A 21,226-nucleotide genomic window follows, 5' to 3' on the forward strand; every position below is an offset into this window, starting at 1 on the left:
TTATCCGATCAGGTGTTCCAGGTGAGCTACGTCTTTCTTACGGAACAGTTCCACGTCGGCCGCCACCATTTCCTTAACGAGGGCGGGCAAATCGTATTCAGGCTCCCATCCCAGTTTGGTTTTGGCTTTGGTGGGGTCACCGATGAGGAGTTCCACTTCCGTCGGGCGGAAATACTTCGGATCCACCGCCACTACTTCTTTCCCTACCGGCAGCACAAACTCTTTATTACGGCAGGCAGTAACCACAGCGGTTTCATTTACGCCTGTGCCTACAAAGGCCAGTTCCACACCCACTTCTTCAAATGCCATACGCACAAAATCGCGGACGGTGGTGGTAATGCCGGTGGCGATCACGAAATCTTCCGGGGTATCCTGCTGGAGGATGCGCCACATGGCATCCACATAATCTTTGGCATGGCCCCAGTCGCGCTTGGCATCGAGGTTACCGAGATACAGTTTATCCTGCAGGCCCAGTACAATGGCCGATACGGCACGGGTGATCTTCCTAGTCACGAAAGTTTCGCCACGGAGGGGCGATTCGTGGTTGAAGAGGATGCCATTGCAGGCGAACATCCCGTATGCTTCCCGGTAGTTCACCGTGATCCAGTAAGCGTACATTTTGGCCACTGCGTAAGGAGAGCGGGGGTAGAACGGAGTAGTTTCGCGCTGGGGAACTTCCTGCACCAGGCCATACAGCTCGGAGGTGGAAGCCTGGTATACACGTGTTTTCTGCTCCAGCTTCAGGATGCGCAGGGCTTCCAGGATGCGGAGGGTACCAATACCATCTGCATTGGCAGTGTATTCCGGTGTGTCGAAACTAACGCGTACGTGGCTCATGGCCGCGAGGTTATAAATTTCGTCGGGCTGCGTTTCCTGGATAATACGGATCAGGTTGGTTGAATCCGTCATATCGCCGTAATGCAGTTTGAAACGTACATTTTTCTCATGAGGGTCCTGGTACAGGTGATCGATCCTTTCAGTATTGATCAGCGATGCGCGGCGTTTGATGCCATGCACCATGTATCCTTTCTCAAGTAAAAGCTCAGCGAGGTATGCGCCGTCCTGGCCATTAACGCCGGTAATCAATGCGACTTTCATATGGTTATCATTTTTTGGATGGTGGGTTGAATGGTTCCGATACCGTAATAGGTAATGCCGTTTTTATGCAGCAACACATCGTCGTAGATGTTTCTTCCGTCGAACATAACGCGTGCTCCGATCCGCTTCCAGTCTGGCAGGCGGAACTCGTTCCATTCCGTTACCAGCGCTACAGCATCTGCCCCTTCGGCGGCATGGTACAGGTCAGTACACCATTCCACAGTATTACCAAGGGATTTTTGTGCTTCGTGCATGGCCACGGGGTCAAACACCCGTACGCTGGCGCCGGCTTCCAGGAGGGAGGCAACAAGCACCAGCGACGGGGCTTCACGCATGTCGTCCGTGTTTGGTTTGAAGGAGAGCCCCCATAGGGCGATTGTTTTGTTTTTTAGCTGTCCGTCGAAGTGACGGTATATTTTATCGAACATAACCTGTTTCTGGTCCTGGTTAACGGCCTCTACGGCTTCCAGGATACGGAGGCGGCGGTCGTGTTCAAGACCTGTACGGATAAGGGCCTTTACGTCCTTAGGGAAGCAGGAACCGCCATATCCTATACCGGGATATATGAACCGGTTACCAATGCGGGGATCGCTGCCGATACCTTTGCGCACCTTATTCACATCTGCCCCTACCAACTCGCATAACCCGGCGATATCGTTCATGAACGATATTTTAGTGGCCAGCATGGCGTTGGCGGCATACTTGGTCATTTCCGCGGAGGCTACGTCCATAAAAAGGATGGGGTGGCCGTTCAGGAGAAACGGGGCGTAGAGGGTTTCGAGTGTTTTAGCGGCGCGTTCGTTATTAACGCCCACCACAATGCGGTCGGGCTTCATAAAATCTGCCACGGCGGCGCCTTCCTTCAGGAATTCTGGGTTTGAGGCCACATCGTAATCAATCTGTGCCCCTCTTTGCTGCAGCGCTTCTTTTACGGCGCGGTTCACTTTCACAGCGGTGCCCACCGGTACGGTGCTCTTAGTTACCACTACGAGTGGCTCCGTCATGTATGTTCCTATCTCTTTGGCTACCTGGATAACGTACCGGAGGTCTGCCGATCCGTCTTCCCCCGGAGGGGTACCCACGGCAATGAACGCTACTGCTGCTCCGGGAATGCTAAACTCCAGGCTTGTGCTGAACTTAAGCCGGCCATTGCGGTAATTACGGGTCACGATTTCTTCCAGCCCCGGCTCATATATAGGCAGTATGCCTTTTTCCAGCCGCGCAATCTTGGCCGCGTCCACATCAACACACACCACGTCTGTACCTACTTCGGCCAAACATGCGCCTGTTACCAGCCCCACATATCCTGTTCCTACTACAACTACTTTCATGTCTTACATTTTTATTGATGCATGGCATTCATATGCTGAAATTGTTTCCGCAGAAAATCGCCGTATGCCTGGGCAATTCCCTGCCTGAGCTCTGTACGGTGCTTCCAGCCAAGGGAGTGCAGTTTTGACACATCCATCAGCTTCCGGGGCGTACCGTCAGGCTTGGTGGTATCAAAAATGATATCGCCTTCATAGCACACTACATCCCGTACGGTTTCTGCGAGTTCGCGGATGCTAAGATCTTCCCCGGCGCCTATGTTCACCAGCTCACGGCCATTGTATTGCTCCATGAGGAAAACGCAGGCTTCCGCCAGATCGTCGGCATACAGGAACTCACGTTTCGGTGTGCCGCTGCCCCATACGGTTACTGCGTCCTTTCCGGCTTGCTTTGCTTCATGAAACCTGCGTATCAGTGCGGGGAGTACATGCGAGTTCTCCGGGTGATAATTGTCGCCGATGCCGTACAGGTTGGTCGGCATAACGCTGATGAAATTGCAGCCGTATTGATCGCGGTAAGCCTCACACAGTTTGATGCCTGTGATCTTAGCGATGGCATATGGCTCGTTGGTGGCTTCCAGCGGCCCGGTCAGCAAACTATCTTCCGTGATGGGCTGCGGCGCAAGGCGCGGATAAATGCAGGAGCTTCCCAGGAACATGAGCTTTTGTACCTGTTGTTCATAAGCAGCATGAATGATGTTCGCGGCAATCATCAGATTGTCGTACAGAAATTCTGCCCGGTAAGTGTTGTTGGCATGAATGCCGCCCACTTTAGCCGCGGCGAGGAAAACATAGTCTGGCTTCTCCTCTTCGAAAAATGCCTGCACCTGATCCTGCCGGCGCAGGTCCAGTTCTCCCGATGTACGGGTAATGATATTCCGGAAACCGTCTTTCTCCAGTTTCCTCTTGATGGCGCCACCCACCATTCCACGGTGGCCGGCGATGTATATTTTAGATGTCTTTTCCATGAACGATTTCAGTTACAGCAGCTCCGGACGGTTTTCTGCCACCCAGTTATGCAATTGTTTAATAACCTGGCCTTTCCCTTTTTGCATGATGAGCAGGGCGCCCGGCGTATCCACTACCACCATATTATCCACACCAACAAGAGCAACCAGTTTATCCGTACCTATCACGGTACTGTTGTGCGGGTTGCTGTCGATATACACCGCCTGATCGTTGGAGTAGCGGAATTGTTCGGTGAGGGCCTGTGTGAGGGCTTCGTAGCTGCCTACATCGCTCCATTCCATATCGCTGGGTACCACTTTCACGCGGCTGGTTTTTTCCATGACGGCGTAGTCGATACTGTCTGAGGGTATGGCCGTCATTGCCTCGCGGGAAATTGCGCCGGTGCGGACAAGCTCTCCGGCAGCGCGGGAAGCGGCATGGTAGATGGCGGGTGAATGCAACAGGAGTTCATCGAGCATCACGGATGCTTTCGCACAGAAGATGCCGCTGTTCCATAAGTAATCACCGTTGCCTACCATAAATATTGCCGTAGCAGCGTCGGGCTTTTCCACGAATCGCAGCACTTCATTACCCTGGTGATGGATATATCCGAATCCGGTTTCCGGATACGTGGGCTTCAGTCCGAAAGTGACGATGTACCCATCTTCGGCCAGCTGCTTTGCTTCAGCGATTGCTGTATTGTAACGGTCTGGCGTACCAATGAGGTGATCGGAAGGTGTGATGAGCAAAATATCGTCTGGTGCGGAAACGAACGCAGCAATAGCGATGGCAGCTGCAGTATTGCGCCCTACCGGCTCAGCAATGCACCGGAGTGCCGCCCCCTCATCAATGAGCTGGCTGGCGATAAGCTCGGCCTGTGCTGCGCCCGCAATGGCCAGTACGCCTTTACAGGCGGGGCGGTTGCGGATATACGTCAGCTGCAGGAGACTTTTCCCTTCGAAAAGGGGAAGCAGCTGCTTGGGCGTCTGGCGGTTCGACAATGGCCAGAGCCTTGTGCCGGAGCCACCGCACAGTATCACATGCTGCATGCGGTTATTATCGGAATTATGCATAGCGGTAATCAGCTTTGAGAACGTTAAGGTCATGAGTAGGTGCAGCAGCAACCAATGCGTATCCCAGGCTGGAAAGCACGGCCCTTACTTTATTCCGGTTGGCTTCCGGAGATTTGCCTCTGTAATACAGGAGCTGGGTGCCGGGGGCACCATCTGCATGCACCTGGCGTACGGGGATCTTTTCCAGTCCGGCAGTACGGTGCTCACGAAGAAAACGGCGGATCAGATCGATATCCGCATCGTGAATAACTGCAGGCTTTCCAAGCCAGTACACGAAGTTGACAATACCTTCCGTTTCCCTGACGATACCCTGCATGCTTTCAGGAATACGGACGAACACATAAGAAGAAAACAGCGGTTCTTCGGTGTACTTCCGCCGGTCGTTCCATTGTTTTTCAACAACATTCATAGGGCAGTAACTTTCAAGGCGCTTCCGGGTTAACAGATCAGCTACCTTTTTTTCCATTTTCGCCTTGGTATATACAGCATACCAGGCATGCAATTCCTGTTTCATAGTCTAGCTTTTTACGGTGAACGAATCGCAATCGGTTTTCATAGTGTGGAAGTTATAAAGGCAGGAGAAGCAAAGGCTTCGCTCCTCATTCACATGATGATGAGCCGGGTTTTCAATAAAGGCTATCGCAGAATCGGCAGTTGCCGTATTTATTTGAACATGTTTTTCAGTTTCTTTCCCGCACCGTTCTTCTGATCTTCCATGTAACCATACCCGTAACCATAGCTATGGTTGGCTACACCACGCGGCTTCACGCCATTGTACACAAGGCTGAGGCGTCCCATCTCTCCCGTACGGTATAATTCATCGATCTGTTTCAAATACTGCCGTGGCGTAACCTGGTGGCGCATCACGTACAGGCATGCATCAGAAAGCGGTGCCAGGAGGCGTGCGTCTGTTACAAGGCCCACCGGGGCAGAGTCAATGATGATGTAATCGAACATCCCCCGCAGTTCCTGAATCAATTCTTCCAGCCGTCCATTCAGGATCAGCTCTGTAGGGTTAGGCGGAATAACCCCTGCAGGTATGAGGAACAGATTATCGTTTCCGGGAACCGGGCGTATCAGGTCACTCAACTGTGCTTTGCCTACGAGGTAATTGGAAATCCCGGGCTCGCGGGTAATACCCAGCATATTGCTCAACATGGGCTTACGCAGATCAAACTCCATCAGCACCACTTTTTTGCGCAGCAGCGAGAGGCTGGATGCCAGGTTCAGTGACACGAAGCTTTTGCCTTCCCCGGAAATTGAGGAAGTAACCAGCAGCGTTTTATTATCGCCATTGAGGCCTATGTATGAGAGTGATGTTCTGAGGTTACGGAACTGCTCCGCCACCAGGCTCCTTCTGCCGTCGGCGATAACAAGCGGGTCCTTGCTGTCGTCGTGCAGCAGTTCTGCCACAATGGGGGCCGAAGTTTCCTTTTCAATTTCAAGCCTCGAAGTGATCTCTTTCTTCAGCATATCTTTCAGCGTGATCCATACGGCTACTACTACTATACCACCGAGTACGGCTATAGCGTAGATCATCATCTTACGGGGGCTCACAGGCGCACCCGCAGTTTCTGCACCATCCACGATCCTGCTGTCGGAAACTGCCGCTGCATATGCCAGGGCGGTTTCTTCCCGCTTCTGTAATAAGAAAGTGTAAATGTTATTCTTGATCGCCTGTTGGCGGCTTACTTCCAGTAAGGCCCTTTCTTTGCCGGGCACACTGCGGAGCATCCCCATAAAGCGGTCGTTAGCCGCCAGCAGCTTTGCCTTACCTGCTTCCAGGTTGGAGCGCTGGCTCTGGATGTTTTCAAGGATACCTGGCTTCAGCATATCTGCCTGCCGGTTGAGCGCTGTCAGCGAAGGACTGTTAGCCCCTGTCGTTTTCTTCAGCCGCTCTTTCTCCAGCTCCGTTTCATATAACTTATTGACGAGTTCCAGCAGTACAGGATCGCTGAGACCAAGGGTAGCCGGCACCATATTCACACCGGCAGTTTTACCGGCCACATACTTCTCGATGGATTCGAGTACAGACAGCTGCATATTGGCTTCGTTGATCTTCGAATCATTTTCCTGCACGCTGCCCAGGAACATTTTGCTTTGCTCGCTGATATCAACAATTCCTTCTGTTGTTTTAAACCGTGCCACTTCCTTTTCCACTTCGCCCAGCTCGTTGGTCACAATGCGGAGCCTTTCTTCCACGAACGACATGGTGCTGGCCGCCATCCGGTTTTTGTCTTTCACCGCAGCTTCATTATATACACGGATCAGGTCATTTACAATAGCTTCTCCGCGGGCGGGGAGCACATCCATGTATTCCAGATTAATAACGGTGGCCATTTTGGAAACCGGCATAATCTTCATTCTGTTCAGGATCTGCTGTGTGAGGTTCCGTTCGCCTGTAAGCTTCAGGAAGTACTGGCCTACGGCAATAGGTTGCGAGCCGTCGCGCAGGCGGATCACCATGCGGCCCCAGGGGGTATGCGCGGTATCGTTTACAGGGTATGGCTTGTTGTTCAGCAATATCTGCTTCTTCTTTTCGTCGTACCCTACACTTACGAATTCCGACGGACCGTCTTTAATAGCCCATGGCTCAACAAAATGTATGGTGGCGGGGGCAGTTTCTCCGTAAACGGCCACGTTGCGGAGGCGCCCTTTGGAAAAGAGTTCTCCGTAAAGGTCCAGCTTACGTATCACGTCCCGGATAAGCGTGCGTGAGGTGAGTATCTGAATTTCGTTTTCGATATTCTTTTTTGTGCCGAACAGGTCCATTGAACTAAGGATGTTCGATTCACCGAGATCTTTGGCTTCGTCTTTTACAAGGAGTGAGGCTGATACTTTATATACCGGGGTGGCATAACGCAGGTAGGCCCATGCTCCGCCCGCGGCTATAAGGGCTGCCAGCACAAACAGCGGCCAGTAGCTCAGGTAACGGAACCTGATCATGGCCAGCAGGTCTGCCGACTCTTGCGGCTCCACGCGTTTATGGGCACTTGTCTGCTGCTTCATGGTTTTTCAATTCAATATGGTTATCACTATGGTCTTTCGCTACGGGTCTTCAATGGATATGCTGAAACGGATCGTTTACTTGATCACCAGCCTGTCGAGGATAATGACGAGGAGACTGATACTGCTGAGAATAACGGGCAGTACCTGTCTCGAACGGTCGGCCTGGGCCACCTTCGACTTGGTAGGTTCCACGTATACGATATCGTTGGGTTGCAAATAGTAGTAAGGCGATGAAAGGATGTTTGCATCGTTGAGATTGAGGCGCTTCACGGTTCGTGTGCCATCTTTGTCGCGGATGAGCATTACGTTTTCGCGTTTGCCGTACACGGTGATGTCTCCCGCCATGCCGAGTGCTTCCATGATAGAGATCTTTTCACTGGTAACAGTGATTACGGCGGGTTTGGAAACTTCGCCGAGCATGGTTACACGGAAGTTGAGGAAGCGAACATTCACCACGGGGTCTACCAACAGCTGGCGCTGTTCGAAGCGTGTGCGAATGGTATCTGCCAGTACTTTAGTGGTAAGGCCTGCTGCACGAATGGAGCCGAAAACCGGGTACTGGATATTGCCTGCGGCATCTACCAGGAATCCGGAGCCGGGAGCAGCACCTGTTGTAGCCGTGGCTCCGCTGTTGGCGGCATTGGGTACATTGTACAGTAATGCTTCCTGCGGGTTGAGGCTGGTAACGGTGATCTGCAGAATGTCGTTCTGCTGAATCGCCGGTTCAAAATTTCCGGCGATGCGTTGCACGGCCGTATCGTTTACATTATTGAAGTAGGTAGCGTTCTTGGTACTGACGCAGGATGCAAACAATCCGCAAACTGCTACCAGCAAGGTTTTCAATAAAGCATTCCGGTTCTTCTTTCGGGTCATAATAAGCACGTTGATATGGTATTTGTTCACTGCTTATGCACAGTTACAATATTACTGCATACCACGCGCCACAAATATTACTGGATAGAGTATAAAACCGGAGATCAACTGATAAGGTACTACTTGAAAGAGTAACCGGCTTTGCGCACAGATATTTTAGAAAAGATTATTCGACCAAATTTTGGAGATCAGTTCTGATTTTGATGCCACGTTGAGCTTGGAATATATTTTTTTCAGATGCTGGTTTACGGTGTGCACAGTTACAAATAACCGGTCGGCCATCACTTTATAAGAATGTCCTTCCTTGAGGAGGCCCAGCAATTCGTACTCTCTTTTAGTGAGCCGGTCGCGGATGCTTTCAAGCGGATCTTTGGAAATGTGGTTAATGAGCATATGGGCGGCTTTCGGAGAAAGGGTGCCTCCCTGGGTAACGGCATCGAGGATGGAGTGATAGATTTCCATGAGGCGGCTGGTTTTTATTATATAGCCGCTGGCGCCGTGCATGATGGACTCAATCACGTATTGCTGGCCATCATGGCCGGAAAGGACGATGATTTTGGCATCCGGATAATGCTGTTTCAACTCTTCCATTCCCTGGATTCCGGAATCTCCCGGAAGGGAAATATCCAGCAGAATTGCTTTCACATCAGGATCCTTGTATGGCAATGCCCGGAACTCTTCCATGGACCGGCAAGCGAAAACAACCTTACACTCCTGAAAATCTTCCAAAAACTCTTTATAGTTATTGAGTTGAAAATGGTTGTCTTCAATGATACCTATAGTTATCATATTACGGTTAACGTTGATACGGTTTTCTCAATAAAGATGCTTCAGCACCTCGAACAAATATAAAGGATAGTATACTATCAAAGATAAGTCCAAATTTTAAAAAATTATCAGCAGATGTATTAATTTATTGATAGCTGTTCAATATGGAATAGGAATTGCTGTATTATTATTTCAAGTAACAAATTAACATTTATCATATGCGATTGAAACGTATATAAGCTTTACTCCAATGGGTAATGCGTTATATACAAACATTGGGTGGAATATGCGCTGTAAATTTCTTATCTTTCTCGTGTGAAAACCCGACCGGATATTTCCGGAAAACTGAAGAACCATATCGAAAGAACCATATCGACAGAATTAAGACATGAAGCCTAACCAGTCCATCAGGGTAAGCCACATGCTGCGCGGCATAGAGGACCCTGTTTTGATCATTAGTACAGACAGGCAAATTGTTCTGAACGCCAACAGAAAGGCCATAGACACACTAGCCAACGGGCGATCCTCACAACTGAGAGGGCTTCCTCTTCAGGCCGGTTATGGTATGGAACAAACGGAACTGTTCCCCAAACCCATGCCCCCCGCCTTCCTGCTCCCTGTATCACAAAACGGCTCCATGGCGCTTATCGATTTCCGGGTGAGCCCGCTGAAAATTGAAGGGAAAAAATACTGGCTGGCCATTGGCCGGAAAGTAGAGCAGGAAGAAGAATTGCAGATGAGACTGCAGCATCTCGAACAGGAAAAATCCATGCAACAGATGAAAGTTCAGCTCATGTCTATGACATCACACGAATTCAGAACACCGCTTACTGCCATCTCCTCCGCGATGGACCTTCTCGAAACGCGCATGCAGCTCGATGGGCAGCTGTCTCAATTCCACCGCCTACAGTTCCGTAAAATGGCGGATGAGATCTTCCAGCTTAATTCGATGCTCGACGAGGTACTGACCCTCAGTAAAATCGCCGGCAACAACTGGGAGCCAACCCGCAAGCCCGTATGCGTAGAACAGATTATAGAAACGCTCCGATATCAATACTTCTCCCAACGAAAAGACAAACGTTCACTGGGCATCTCTATAGAAGGCGAGCCCAGGCTTATCCTGGCTGATAAAGATCAGCTGGCGAAAGTATTTACCAATCTTATCAGCAATGCCTTTAAATATTCCACGCTGAAGAACCCGTCCGTTAAACTGCTGTACCGCAAAAAGAAACTGGTCATCTCCTTTAGTGACCACGGTATCGGCATTCCCGAAAAAGACCTTCCACATCTGTTTACCTCGTTTTACAGAGGTAGCAATGTAGACGGTATTGAAGGCACGGGGCTCGGTCTTTCAATTGTCAAAACTTTTGTGGAATCTAATCGCGGCACGATTTCAGTAAGTAGCGGTGTAAATGAGGGCACCACCTTTACATTGGTTTTCGAGGATTTTGCAGACGCTATCTAAATCGATTTTGTGCCAGGTTACAAAGCTGAACTGTAATGAACAACACCATCCTGCTTATTGAGGATAAGCCCGGCTTGTCCGACCCGCTCAAATCGCTGCTGGAATTGCATCAGTATACTGTTGCCATTGCCACAAACGGGGAAGAAGGCATCCGCACGGCGCGCATATTGCGCCCCGACCTCGTTATCAGCGATATCTACATGCCCGTTCTCAATGGCTTCGACCTGCTGGACGGCTTCCGGAACGATCCTCTTTTACATGACATCCCTGTTGTGATGCTCACTGCACGATCTGAAATAGACGATGTGCAGCTGGCCATGGAAAAAGGAGCGGCCGGGTACGTGACCAAGCCATTCCTATTCAAGAATCTCCATGCGGTAATTCAAGGCATCTTCGAGAAGCAGCTTTAGCGGCGCCCCTGAGCAAACAGCCATTCTACCCCCAGCATAAAGCCGGCCGTCTGGCTCATGTCTCCGCCATCCAGGCCCACTGCTCCCGTAAGGGTGAGGCCCTGCACGAGTGTAACATACCGTACCTGCTGCATGGCGTACCACTGGCTGAGCGCTTCTTTGAAAGGGCCCGGTTCATACGTACCAAAGTTACGGGTATACGTAAGCATGGTTTTACCTTCCAGCACCTGCCCAATGCGATAAAGCGCACCCAGGTGCACCCCGCTTACCCTGTTATTGATAATGTTCCAGCCCTTGCTCCTGATCACGTTCCAGCGCTCACTGTAATCGAACGGTTGAATATTATCGAAGTAGTATTGCCCGCGGCTGCGGTTCGTAAATAACGGTGTACCGATGATGCGGTTCTCATATTCCCAACCCGTCAGGTATACGCCGTTATTATAATAGCTTTCACGCACCTGCTTCGGGTGCCAGTTGTTCATTTTCTTTGTAGAAATAAGCTCCAGTGTAGCCTTCAGCAATACGGCATTCTCCCGCTTGTCGCGAAAACTGAGGCCCATCAGGTGATCGGTATTCCTGATATCGATACCCTGCCCCGTTTCAAACGGTGTTTGGTTATATGCCCTGAAAGCCACATTCTCATTCTCCCATTCCAGCCCTCCTTCCAACACACCCCTATGATCGCCAGGCCGGTTAGGACGGATCTCATCACTGATTACCGTACCATCGTCGGCCTCTTTTACTAACACCACATCGAGGTAGTCTTTGAAACTGCTCTTAATCTTCGGAAGGTCTTTCCGGTTACCACCCCAAACGGCGTAATGCTGAATACCTCCGTATGCCTTGAGCTTCCGCTTACCGATACGCAGGTAAAAGTTTTTCTCATGCAGAAATGCATATGGGATAAACTGGTTACGCCCCATCCATCCGTGACTGAACTGGCCTTTTACCTGAACCCATCCGTTCGTGAAGGGAACCGGTGCGTACTCCTTCAGTCCGATACTTACTTTCGGTATGGGCAGCGCGTTGCCGCTAACGCCCAGTGAACCCGATGAAAGCTCCGGATCAACATCCCCTATGATTTCTTCATACCGGCCTGCGCGTAATTCCAGCTTTTTGAAAGAGAATTTCACGTATGCTTCTTCAAAGAAGTTCCGCCGGAAATGATTGTTATTATAAGCACTGATCCCATATTGGAGCCGCCAGTTTTGCTCCTGGCCAAATGTATGTACGTTTTTAGCACGGATGTATGTGGAAAGATCGGACTTCCTGTCGGTCATGGTGCCGAACTTGTTAGCCGTGAGCCAGAGAGGCTGATAATCCTTCGTGGCGATTGTGGCGCGTGTGCCCGTCCGCACCTCCAGCGAGTCGGTAAACTGCGCGCGGATAGCGGAGAAGGGCAGGAGTAAAGATATGGTTATTGCGATACCTGCCGGTTTCATAAATTGAGTATTCCTTATGTGGCAAGTTAACGCGCATACGGTTTGGCGCAGGCTACTTAAATCAGTATAAAACCACGCCAACAGCGATAAAAGGGTACTTATGGGAGGAAGGGGCGCTTAAACATCTTTACTGCCGTACTTTCTTGCAATCGTATAATACAATGGAGGAATGAACTTCCGCATCCACCACAGCCACTTTTCTTCTCCGGCAATCACCACATGCTTCCGCTGCCGTGAGATGGCTTGTATTATTTTACGGGCACAGGTTGCGGCAGGGATACCTTTCTCCTGTCCCTCATCCATCTGGCCATGCCGCGCACCATTACCATGAAGGGCATTAAGGGAAAGATTAGTGCGCACACGGCCCGGACTGATAATCGTTATACTAAAACCGGGAATATCATGTTCTGTCTGCAGGGATTCAAAATACCCCATGGCAGCATGTTTTGCAGCGGAATACGCAGTACGGCGCGGAACACCCATCAGGCCCGCCATGCTTCCGGTCACTACTACCTGTCCTCCGCCATTTTCACGAAAATGAGGAATAATTGCCTGCGTCAGTAAAACCGGTGCATAAAAATCAAGCTCCATTATCCGGCGCAGCACAGCTTCTGACGTAGCCTCCGCTGTAGCCCGCTGGCCAATACCGGCGTTGTTTATCAGGATATCAATTTTACCATATTCCGAAATAGCAGCCTGTACCAGATCGTGGAACGGTCCTGCGGAAAGATCTGCCGGTAAAACCGCAGCAGGCCCTGTGCATTGAGACTTTACCTGCTGAAGTGCATTTTCGTTCCGGGAAGTGAGGATCAACCGCGCGCCTGAGGCAGAAAGCTGTAATGCCAGCGCTTCACCAATTCCGGAAGAAGCACCCGTGATCCAGATGACTTTATCGCGGAAGTAATTCATATGACGAAAGGTATACTTTTTTAAGAACCTTTTCCTACTTTGGGTACATGAAACGTCTTTTTTGTATCATAACCGGCTGCCTAGGATGGGTGCACGCGGTAACTGCCCAGATAGATCCTGCTGCCCTTCAGCAGTGGCGCGACCGAAAATATTCCATGTTCATCCACTTTGGCGTATACAGTAAGCTGGGTGGCGTATGGGAAAACAAGCAGATCAGCCGTGGCCTCAGTGAACAGATCCGCGCACATGCCGCAGGATTATATAGCGATGCCTATGAAGAAGTGGCACAGGGCTTTAATCCCGACCGCTGGAACCCCGACAGCATCGCATCGCTCGCTAAGCGCGCAGGTATGGGCTCTGTAGTTATTACCTCCAAACATCACGATGGCTTCGCCCTGTGGGATTGTGCGTTTACGAAGTTCGATATCATGGATGCCACTCCTTACAAAAGGGATATCCTGAAGGAACTGTCTGACGCCTGCCGCCGCCAGGGCATCGCTTTCGGTTTATACTTTTCACTGATCGACTGGCATTTCCCTCCGGCCATGCCCATCTCCGGTCACAACTCAGACTCCATCACTCCTGCACACCACACTTACAACATGCAGCAGATGACGGAACTGCTGACAAAATATGGCCCTGTATCCGAACTATGGTTCGATATGGGACAGATGACCCGGCAGCAAAGTGAAGAGATGCGTGCGCTGGTGCATAAACTACAACCCAATTGCCTCATCGGCAGCCGTATCGGTAACAACCAGGGCGATTTCACCGTGATGGGCGATAACCAGGAACCCGACTACATCATTGGCGTACCCTGGCAAAGCCCCGCTTCTTTTTTCCATGAAACCTGGGGCTACCGTTCCTGGCAGGAGCGCGGAGACATCAATGCAAAGATCCGGGAGAAACTGACGAGCCTCGTAAAAGTTGCTTCGCGGGGTGGCAACTTCCTGCTGAACATAGGGCCCCGTGGCGATGGTACTGTTGTGGAGTTCGAACGGGATGTATTACTCACCATTGGCCAGTGGCTGAATCAGCACCGCGATGCTATTTATGGTACAGCCCCCGATCCCTTCCATGTTGCATTTGACTGGGGCAGCATCACCAGCAGGAATAACAAATTGTATCTCCACCTGATGAACCGGCCCGCTAACAACGCCATCCTCCTGCCCGGCCTGAAAGGCAACGTAACAATGGCACAATTGATGGGCAAGGGAACTAAATTGAAATACACAGCGGGGAAAGACGGACTGCAGATTCAGCTGCCAGAAAACCTCGACATGAGCGGGCTGTTCCAGGTAATTGAATTGACATTGCCCAACGGGTATACCGTGCCGCCGGCCAACATCCGTGCGCTTACCCCGGGCCTTACGCTGGATAATTCCAATGCGTTCCCCTACTTCAGCAATGCCACTATCGATTACAATACCAATTTCACCAGTACAATTAAAAATGCCTGGGCATTGGAGCCACAAAGGAGCGGCACAAACCGCCCCACTCTCACGTATTCAAAAGAAGAGCAGGGCCGTACCATCGACCTCCAGCTGGGCAGCACCTCAACCGCGGTACGTCTGGAAGGAGGAAAGGCGGTGCAGCTGAATAATGATATCGCCAGTCTGCAAACGGGCCCTATCCATGTGCTGGGACCATTGTATTCAGGTGTTGGCGGAACACATGGTTCCCTCACGGATGTAGACCTGTCCAAGCCCTGGCCGCGTCAGGATGGCAAGCGCTGGACGGCACACCCCGAATGGAAGAACGGTACGCAATATTCCCTGGAGGCACAGCGCCCTGCAGGGGCCATGACGGCGCATTACCTGTTGCAGGAAATTACTGCACCCACCGCCCGTAACGTGCTCGTTAAGATCACCAGCGGCGATGCCATCATGGTGTTCCTGAACGGGAAACAACTGCTGCTGCAGAATAACCCTCTGCGCGAACCCCGGATGGATCATTACATATTGTTGCCATTACAGGCAGGCAAAAACCAGCTCAGTGTGAAACTGTTCAATTACTTCCTGAACGCTGTTCCCTTCAATATTGATTTCAATGTGCCGCAGGAAGTGTATCAGCTTACGTTGCCGGAAGTACGCCTGCAGAAAGGAACTTACTTCCCTGTAAGCTGGCAACTGCACAACCCTTCCACACCACACGATGAAATGGGGTTGCCAAACCTGAAACTGACGTTTGAATAAATAAAATGAAGTGATAAAAAAGGCCTGTGCAGTAATGCCAGGCCTTTTATTTTTGCGTGTGATTTACAGACTATATTACCAGCTGAGCCAGCTTTTCTCCATACCTACATAAAGGCCGTCATCCCGCCGCTCAATAGGGTAGGTTTTTAAGTAAAACCCTTCCCCGCTGGAATTGTATCCGTTCCGAAGACTGAACTTATAGCGATGCAGGGGGCATACCACATTCCCGCGTTCATCGAGAAACCCGTCTGACATGATGCCTCCTGCATGGGGGCATTTATGTGCAAAAGCAAACAACTCGCCACCGTGCCGCGCCACGCAGATCTTCTTTCCGTTTACTTCCTGCTGGGTAATCTGTGATTCTCCCGCCACCGGATCGTCCGCATCCGCCAGCCGGTACCAGTTATATTGCTTCGCCATTAAAAGAAGAATTCGGTTTTGTAAGGGAAACGCTCCCTGTAAAGCTCCACTACCTTCTCCATGATTGTTTTCCGCAGCTCTTCGATGTTACGGCGTTCGGTAGCGGAAATAAACACACAGTTTCCATGTGTGCGGTGCTGCCAGCTTTCTTTCAGCTGATTGAGCATATCAGTTTTCACATCTTCCGTCAGCCATTCGTCGAAGGTCTGCGTTTCGTACAGGTCCATTTTATTGAAGATGAGAATAGTGGGCTTGTCGAGCGATTTCAGCTCGGTCAGCGTTCTGTTCACTACTTCAATCTGATCTTCATACTTGGGATGGCTGATATCCACCACATGCATGAGGATGTCGCTTTCGCGTACCTCATCGAGGGTAGACTTGAAGCTTTCCACCAGGTGGTGCGGCAACTTACGGATGAAACCTACGGTATCGCTGAGGAGGAAGGGTGTTTGCTCGAACACAACTTTGCGGGTGGTGGTATCGAGGGTAGCAAACAGTTTGTTCTCCGCGAACACATCGCTTTTGCTGAGCAGGTTCATGATGGTGCTTTTCCCCACGTTGGTATAGCCAACGAGGGCAACACGGATGTATTCACCACGCTCCTTCCGCTGGGTGAGGGATTGCTTATCGATTTCGGCAAGGCGCTTCCGGAGGAGGGCGATCTTGTCTTTTACGATACGACGGTCTGTCTCGATCTCAGTTTCACCCGGTCCCCTCATCCCGATACCGCCTTTCTGGCGTTCCAGGTGGGTCCACATACCCCGGAGGCGGGGCAGGATGTATTGATACTGGGCCAGCTCTACCTGCACCTTAGCCTGGGCTGTGCGGGCACGCCGTGCGAATATATCGAGGATGAGATCGCTCCGGTCAATAACCTTCACTTTCAGCTCTTTCTGGATATTGGAGATCTGTGAGCCGGTAAGCTCGTCATCGAAAATAACCAGCTGGATGTCTTTCCCGGCCACGTACTGCCGTACCTCTTCCAGCTTGCCTTTCCCGATAAAGGTGGCCCTGTCGGGGTGGGGCAGCCTTTGGGTAAAGCGCTTCACTGCCGTGGCTCCGGCAGTTTCCGCCAGAAATGCCAGCTCGTCCAGGTATTCCTGTACCTGGGGTTCCGATTGCTCTTTGTGGATCAGTCCGATCAGCACTGCCCTTTCGTCCTGGGCTACTGCCTGTGTTTTATCTATCAATGTTCTTGCAGAATTTGTGCAAAGTTAATGAATTAGCCCGGCGTCCGGCATGAGGCCAAATTTTCCTACATTTATGCCTCACCACAACAAAATCTGAACCAATGCGTAAAACATTCCTGTTAGCAGGTATTTTATTCATTCAACAAGGCATGGCACAGCAAACAATGACGCCCGAGCTGCTCTGGAAGCTCGGCAGGGTAAGCGGGGAAACAGTGCTGGAAGACGGAACGGTTATTTTCGGCGTGTCCCGTTTTAACCTCGCAAACAATAAAAGCGAACGCAACCTTTATGCCCTCCCGGTTACGGGCGGCGCTCCCCGGCAGCTTACTTCAGCCCCCGGAGGCGAATCTTTCGTGAAAGCCCTCCCCGGCGGCCGTATCCTTTACAGCCATAAAGGCCAGCTCTGGGAAATGGAGAAAGACGGAGCCAATCCCGTACAGAGAACGCATGTTGAAGGCAGTATAGCCAATGCCCGCATCTCTCCGGATGGTAAGCATATCCTGTTTTCCCGGGAGGTGGAAATGGAAAAAGTGCTGGCGAAAGATAAATACACCGATCTCCCCAAGGCTAACGCCCATATCTATACCAATCTGAACTACCGCCACTGGGATACCTGGGAAGACGGGAAGTATAACCACGTATTCTACGCGGATTTCGACCCTGCTACCGGCAACATCGGTACCCCGGTGGATATTATGGCCGGAGAACCGTTCGACTGCCCGCAGATGCCTTTCGGCGGTGCGGAAGACTTTATCTGGAGCCCCGATGGCAGCCAGATCATCTATGTATGCAAGAAAAAACACGGCCGTGAATATGCCGTAAGCACCAATACAGACATCTACCGTTATACGCTGGCTTCGCAAAAAACCGAAAACCTGTCTGAGGGCATGGCCGGGTACGATGTAGCCCCCCAGTTCAGCTCCGATGGCAAAAAGCTCCTGTGGCAGAGCATGGCTAATGACGGCTTTGAAGCGGATAAGAACGATGTAATAGTGCTGGACATCGCTTCCGGCAAAAAAAGCAATCTTACTGCAAACTGGGATGGTACCGTAGCATCCGCCCGTTTTGCGGCCGATGGTAAAACCATTCATTTCCTCGCTGTAGCCAAAGGCACAGAGCAACTCTTTACCGTACCTGTTGCAGGTGGTACCGTGAAGCAGCTCACCAAAGGGCAGCACGATATCAACGGTTTTGTGGGCCAGCACGGGCAAACGCTGGTGGTTACCCGAACCGATATGAACCATGCGGCCGAATTATTCACCGTGAACCTGAAAGATGGCGCGGTTGCTCCGCTTACACAGGTTAACAGCGACATTTACGGCAGCCTCAAAATGAGCAAAGTATCCGAACGCTGGATCAAAACTACAGATGGGAAAGACATGCTGGCATGGGTGATTTACCCGCCAGACTTTGACCCGAATAAAAAGTACCCCACACTCCTTTACTGCCAGGGAGGCCCGCAAAGCGCCCTCAGCCAGTATTACTCTTTCCGCTGGAACTTCCAGCTGATGGCTGCGCAGGGGTACATTGTAATAGCGCCCAACCGGCGTGGTATGCCCGGCCATGGTGTGAAATGGAATGCCGATATCAGCAAAGACTGGGGCGGCCAGCCCATCCGCGATTACCTCTCGGCAATCGACGATCTTTCCAAAGAATCCTATGTGGATAAAGCACGCCTTGGCGCAGTGGGAGCCAGCTATGGCGGATATTCCGTATTCATGCTGGCAGGGGTACACGAAAAAAGATTCAAATCCTTCATTGCGCACGACGGGCTGTTCGACCTCCGGAGCTGGTACGGCACCACGGAAGAGCTGTGGTTCGCCAACTGGGATATCGGCGCCTATTTCGATAATGCCAACGCCAAATCCTACGAGCAATTCAACCCCAGCAACTTCGTGAACAAGTGGGATGCCCCTATTATGATCGTGCAGGGCGGTATAGACTTCCGCGTAGGCATCGAGCAGGGCCTGCAGGCATTTCAGGCCGCGCAACTGAAAGGTATCAAAAGCAAGCTGGTGTACTTCCCTGAAGAAAACCACTGGGTATTGGGCGCACAAAATGCCATTACCTGGCAGCGCGAATTTTTCAGCTGGCTGAAAGAAACTTTGTAGAATAGTCAAACAATACAGCGGTCCTCCGGGGCCGCTGTTCTCATTTTTATCGCAAAAAACCATTCCATGTTCAACTCCTTACTGTACGAGGTTCACCAAAACATCGCTACCATTACCCTTAACCGTCCGGATGTTTATAACGCTTTTAACGACGAGCTCAGTTATGAATTGCAGGATGCCCTGAAGCAGGCAGACAAAGATGCTTCCGTACGCGCCGTGGTGCTTACCGGGGCTGGCAAAGCCTTTAGCAGCGGACAGGATCTGAAAGCCGCAATGGGGGCAGACGGGAAGCCCCGAAACCTGGGCGATTCCCTGCATAAGCGGTACAATCCCATCATCCGCGCCATCCGGAATATGCCCAAGCCGGTTATTTGCCGGCTGAATGGTGTGGCTGCCGGGGCCGGATGCTCGCTGGCACTTGCCTGCGATGTGATCATTGCTTCTGACCAGGCCTCTATGATAGAGATATTTATCAACATCGCGCTGGTGCTCGATTCCGGCTCTTCTTACTTTCTGCCACGGGCCGTGGGCTACCACCGTGCTTTTGAGCTGGCTACCAAAGCCACGAAGCTGACCGCCGCAGAAGCGAAGGAAATGGGCCTCCTCACCAAAGTGGTGCCCGCTGCTGAGCTGGATGCTGCCGTGGCGGCAGAAGCGGAATTTTACGCCAATGCCCCTACGAAAGCCATTGCCCTCATGAAAAAAATGCTGACCAAAGGCATGACCGAAAACCTGGATGCCGTACTCGAATATGAGGCATACTGTCAGGAAATCGCCGGAAATACGACCGATAACAAGGAAGGAGTAACCGCATTCCTTGAAAAGCGGAAACCGGTGTTTACGGGTAAATAAATACAACTGAGCTTCTCCACTATCAAAATAAAGGCCCCTACAATGGGGCCTTTTTGCTAAAATTCTACCTGGTTCCTTCATCGAACCTTCTACAATCCTTCTACCAACCTTCTACCAAACACCATCAAACCCCAGCAAAATCAAGGGTTCGATGAAGGATAGTAGAAGGTTGGTAGAAGGATGGCAGGTCAATTAATTGATTATAAACGCATTGTGATATAAAGAAAAAGACACATAAGACAACTGCTCTGATAGTAAATTAACTCAAACAATAAACTGTCGTTTGTTCCTGGCAGTTAATGTGGAAGTATAAGAAACACAGGGGGTAAAAACGATCAGGCATGAAAAAGGGCTGTCTCCAACATTAGAGACAGCCCTTATTGAAATATCTGATATCCGCCGGGATCTTAGAGGCCGCTGAGGGCAAGACCGATAGAGTAAGGTCTTACATCCAGGTTAGTGGCGTCTTTGAAGAGGGGGTTTAAGTTCATGGTGCCGAAAAGGGCGAAGTTACCGTACCCGATGCGTGCGGTACCAGCAAAGCGCCAGGGGTTGAAGAAGCGGCGGTTTTGTTCCTTGATGGTATTCTTTTCGCCGCCCAGGGTATTTTTCCCTTTGGTATGTGCATTCACCAGCATCCCTACACGGGCACCGATGGAAGCTTTGAACCCGGTGTTCGCGTTCTCGGAATTCTGGCGGTAGCGGAACTCGAGGGGAATTTCCAGGAAGTTGGTGGCTACTTTGTATTTTTTGTATGCTTCTGTTTTCACAAAGCGTACGGCGCTGGAGTTACCATTGCTCATATCAATCGCCTGATCGTCCAGGAAAATGCTGCTGGTGGAGAACCCAAGGCCCGCAGCTACACTGAAATGCTCTTTGGTAATAGGCATATCGTACATCAACGCGATGTTGAAACCACGGGATAACCCTTTCGTTTTCACGCTGTCCGGCGCGGAAGCCCAACCATCATAAGAAATACCGATCACCAGAAAGTCCCGGCTCTGCTTAACCTTGTTCACAGGCAACCCGGCCATATTCTGCGCAAACAGCGTTGCGGAAGACGCGAGAAAACCCAGCGTAAAAAGTAATTTTTTCATAATATGTTTAAATGCTTGGCAAAAAGAATATCTAGCAA

The 21,226-nt window shown here is 50.9% G+C and carries 18 protein-coding genes; 5 read left to right on the forward strand and 13 right to left on the reverse strand.

Annotated features, from left to right (window positions below; genetic code table 11):
- The 8 genes from gmd to DEV76_RS04445 all read right to left on the reverse strand — a co-directional run bounded on the left by gmd (position 1) and on the right by DEV76_RS04445 (position 9,118).
- Positions 1–1,098 carry a GDP-mannose 4,6-dehydratase gene (gene gmd, locus DEV76_RS04410; protein ID WP_109695540.1) on the reverse strand — a complete coding sequence of 366 codons (1,098 nt, stop codon included), beginning with the start codon at positions 1,096–1,098 and terminating at the stop codon, positions 1–3.
- Entirely contained in the window at positions 1,095–2,429 is a 1,335-nt protein-coding gene (locus DEV76_RS04415; RefSeq protein ID WP_109695542.1) for a UDP-glucose dehydrogenase family protein, read from the reverse strand. The genes gmd and DEV76_RS04415 overlap by 4 nt, the downstream gene beginning before the upstream one ends.
- 11 nt (positions 2,430–2,440) lie before the next feature.
- Complete coding sequence (gene fcl / locus DEV76_RS04420) at positions 2,441–3,394, reverse strand: GDP-L-fucose synthase (RefSeq protein WP_109695544.1); 954 nt, start codon at positions 3,392–3,394, stop codon at positions 2,441–2,443.
- Between the two features lie 12 nt (positions 3,395–3,406).
- Complete coding sequence (locus DEV76_RS04425; RefSeq protein ID WP_157962715.1) at positions 3,407–4,447, reverse strand: mannose-1-phosphate guanylyltransferase; 1,041 nt, start codon at positions 4,445–4,447, stop codon at positions 3,407–3,409.
- On the reverse strand, positions 4,440–4,961 hold the full coding sequence (locus DEV76_RS04430) for a transcription termination/antitermination NusG family protein (RefSeq protein ID WP_109695548.1): 522 nt from the start codon (positions 4,959–4,961) through the stop codon (positions 4,440–4,442). The genes DEV76_RS04425 and DEV76_RS04430 overlap by 8 nt, the downstream gene beginning before the upstream one ends.
- A gap of 149 nt (positions 4,962–5,110) precedes the next feature.
- A complete protein-coding gene (locus tag DEV76_RS04435; RefSeq protein ID WP_109695550.1) occupies positions 5,111–7,456 on the reverse strand; it encodes a GumC family protein in 2,346 nt (781 codons plus the stop codon).
- A 75-nt stretch (positions 7,457–7,531) separates the two neighbouring features.
- Positions 7,532–8,329, reverse strand: coding sequence for a polysaccharide biosynthesis/export family protein (locus DEV76_RS04440; RefSeq protein WP_109696638.1), 798 nt, complete (start codon positions 8,327–8,329; stop codon positions 7,532–7,534).
- Positions 8,330–8,485: 156 nt separating this feature from the next.
- Positions 8,486–9,118: a response regulator transcription factor gene (locus DEV76_RS04445; protein ID WP_109695552.1), complete on the reverse strand. Its 633-nt coding sequence runs from the start codon at positions 9,116–9,118 to the stop codon at positions 8,486–8,488.
- A 367-nt stretch (positions 9,119–9,485) separates the two neighbouring features.
- Here DEV76_RS04445 and DEV76_RS04450 point away from each other — a divergent pair, with 367 nt between their 5' ends.
- Both DEV76_RS04450 and DEV76_RS04455 read left to right on the forward strand, forming a co-directional pair.
- Entirely contained in the window at positions 9,486–10,562 is a 1,077-nt protein-coding gene (locus tag DEV76_RS04450) for a sensor histidine kinase (protein ID WP_109695554.1), read from the forward strand.
- A gap of 35 nt (positions 10,563–10,597) precedes the next feature.
- Entirely contained in the window at positions 10,598–10,972 is a 375-nt protein-coding gene (locus tag DEV76_RS04455) for a response regulator transcription factor (RefSeq protein WP_109695556.1), read from the forward strand.
- Here DEV76_RS04455 and DEV76_RS04460 read toward each other — a convergent pair.
- Together DEV76_RS04460 and DEV76_RS04465 are read right to left on the reverse strand one after the other, a co-directional pair.
- Entirely contained in the window at positions 10,969–12,414 is a 1,446-nt protein-coding gene (locus DEV76_RS04460) for a capsule assembly Wzi family protein (protein WP_109695558.1), read from the reverse strand. The genes DEV76_RS04455 and DEV76_RS04460 overlap by 4 nt on opposite strands.
- A gap of 117 nt (positions 12,415–12,531) precedes the next feature.
- Positions 12,532–13,323: an SDR family oxidoreductase gene (locus DEV76_RS04465; RefSeq protein WP_109695560.1), complete on the reverse strand. Its 792-nt coding sequence runs from the start codon at positions 13,321–13,323 to the stop codon at positions 12,532–12,534.
- Positions 13,324–13,370: 47 nt separating this feature from the next.
- Here DEV76_RS04465 and DEV76_RS04470 point away from each other — a divergent pair, with 47 nt between their 5' ends.
- Positions 13,371–15,518 (forward strand): alpha-L-fucosidase, encoded by a 2,148-nt coding sequence (locus tag DEV76_RS04470; protein ID WP_109695562.1) that lies wholly within the window; start codon positions 13,371–13,373, stop codon positions 15,516–15,518.
- Between the two features lie 75 nt (positions 15,519–15,593).
- Here the strand turns inward: DEV76_RS04470 and DEV76_RS04475 are convergent, their stop codons facing one another.
- Positions 15,594–15,938 (reverse strand): Rieske (2Fe-2S) protein, encoded by a 345-nt coding sequence (locus DEV76_RS04475; protein WP_109695564.1) that lies wholly within the window; start codon positions 15,936–15,938, stop codon positions 15,594–15,596.
- Entirely contained in the window at positions 15,938–17,128 is a 1,191-nt protein-coding gene (gene hflX, locus DEV76_RS04480; RefSeq protein WP_109695565.1) for a GTPase HflX, read from the reverse strand. Before hflX ends, DEV76_RS04475 begins: the two co-directional genes overlap by 1 nt.
- A 101-nt stretch (positions 17,129–17,229) precedes the next feature.
- Here hflX and DEV76_RS04485 point away from each other — a divergent pair, with 101 nt between their 5' ends.
- Entirely contained in the window at positions 17,230–19,239 is a 2,010-nt protein-coding gene (locus DEV76_RS04485) for a S9 family peptidase (RefSeq protein ID WP_109695567.1), read from the forward strand.
- Between the two features lie 66 nt (positions 19,240–19,305).
- The gene (locus DEV76_RS04490) at positions 19,306–20,091 is read left to right on the forward strand and encodes an enoyl-CoA hydratase-related protein (RefSeq protein WP_109695568.1); all 786 of its coding nucleotides are present in this window, start codon (positions 19,306–19,308) and stop codon (positions 20,089–20,091) included.
- Positions 20,092–20,498: 407 nt separating this feature from the next.
- On the opposite strand, the gene DEV76_RS04495 is transcribed toward DEV76_RS04490, so the two are convergent.
- Positions 20,499–21,188 (reverse strand): porin family protein, encoded by a 690-nt coding sequence (locus tag DEV76_RS04495; RefSeq protein ID WP_109695570.1) that lies wholly within the window; start codon positions 21,186–21,188, stop codon positions 20,499–20,501.
- Between the last annotated feature and the right edge of the window lie 38 nt (positions 21,189–21,226).

The organism is Chitinophaga deserti (genome assembly GCF_003149455.1).
Taxonomy (GTDB): Bacteria; Bacteroidota; Bacteroidia; order Chitinophagales; family Chitinophagaceae; genus Chitinophaga; species Chitinophaga deserti.

What these genes read in the sequence shown, in the direction of transcription:
- DEV76_RS04430 (WP_109695548.1), bottom strand. Translation starts at nt 4,961, where the DNA reads ATGAAACAGGAATTGCATGCCTGGTATGCTGTATATACCAAGGCGAAA.
- gmd (WP_109695540.1), bottom strand. Translation starts at nt 1,098, where the DNA reads ATGAAAGTCGCATTGATTACCGGCGTTAATGGCCAGGACGGCGCATAC.
- DEV76_RS04445 (WP_109695552.1), bottom strand. Translation starts at nt 9,118, where the DNA reads ATGATAACTATAGGTATCATTGAAGACAACCATTTTCAACTCAATAAC.
- DEV76_RS04465 (WP_109695560.1), bottom strand. Translation starts at nt 13,323, where the DNA reads ATGAATTACTTCCGCGATAAAGTCATCTGGATCACGGGTGCTTCTTCC.
- DEV76_RS04460 (WP_109695558.1), bottom strand. Translation starts at nt 12,414, where the DNA reads ATGAAACCGGCAGGTATCGCAATAACCATATCTTTACTCCTGCCCTTC.
- DEV76_RS04485 (WP_109695567.1), top strand. Translation starts at nt 17,230, where the DNA reads ATGCGTAAAACATTCCTGTTAGCAGGTATTTTATTCATTCAACAAGGC.
- DEV76_RS04440 (WP_109696638.1), bottom strand. Translation starts at nt 8,329, where the DNA reads ATGACCCGAAAGAAGAACCGGAATGCTTTATTGAAAACCTTGCTGGTA.
- DEV76_RS04475 (WP_109695564.1), bottom strand. Translation starts at nt 15,938, where the DNA reads ATGGCGAAGCAATATAACTGGTACCGGCTGGCGGATGCGGACGATCCG.
- DEV76_RS04455 (WP_109695556.1), top strand. Translation starts at nt 10,598, where the DNA reads ATGAACAACACCATCCTGCTTATTGAGGATAAGCCCGGCTTGTCCGAC.
- fcl (WP_109695544.1), bottom strand. Translation starts at nt 3,394, where the DNA reads ATGGAAAAGACATCTAAAATATACATCGCCGGCCACCGTGGAATGGTG.
- DEV76_RS04435 (WP_109695550.1), bottom strand. Translation starts at nt 7,456, where the DNA reads ATGAAGCAGCAGACAAGTGCCCATAAACGCGTGGAGCCGCAAGAGTCG.
- DEV76_RS04490 (WP_109695568.1), top strand. Translation starts at nt 19,306, where the DNA reads ATGTTCAACTCCTTACTGTACGAGGTTCACCAAAACATCGCTACCATT.
- DEV76_RS04495 (WP_109695570.1), bottom strand. Translation starts at nt 21,188, where the DNA reads ATGAAAAAATTACTTTTTACGCTGGGTTTTCTCGCGTCTTCCGCAACG.
- DEV76_RS04415 (WP_109695542.1), bottom strand. Translation starts at nt 2,429, where the DNA reads ATGAAAGTAGTTGTAGTAGGAACAGGATATGTGGGGCTGGTAACAGGC.
- DEV76_RS04450 (WP_109695554.1), top strand. Translation starts at nt 9,486, where the DNA reads ATGAAGCCTAACCAGTCCATCAGGGTAAGCCACATGCTGCGCGGCATA.
- DEV76_RS04425 (WP_157962715.1), bottom strand. Translation starts at nt 4,447, where the DNA reads ATGCATAATTCCGATAATAACCGCATGCAGCATGTGATACTGTGCGGT.
- DEV76_RS04470 (WP_109695562.1), top strand. Translation starts at nt 13,371, where the DNA reads ATGAAACGTCTTTTTTGTATCATAACCGGCTGCCTAGGATGGGTGCAC.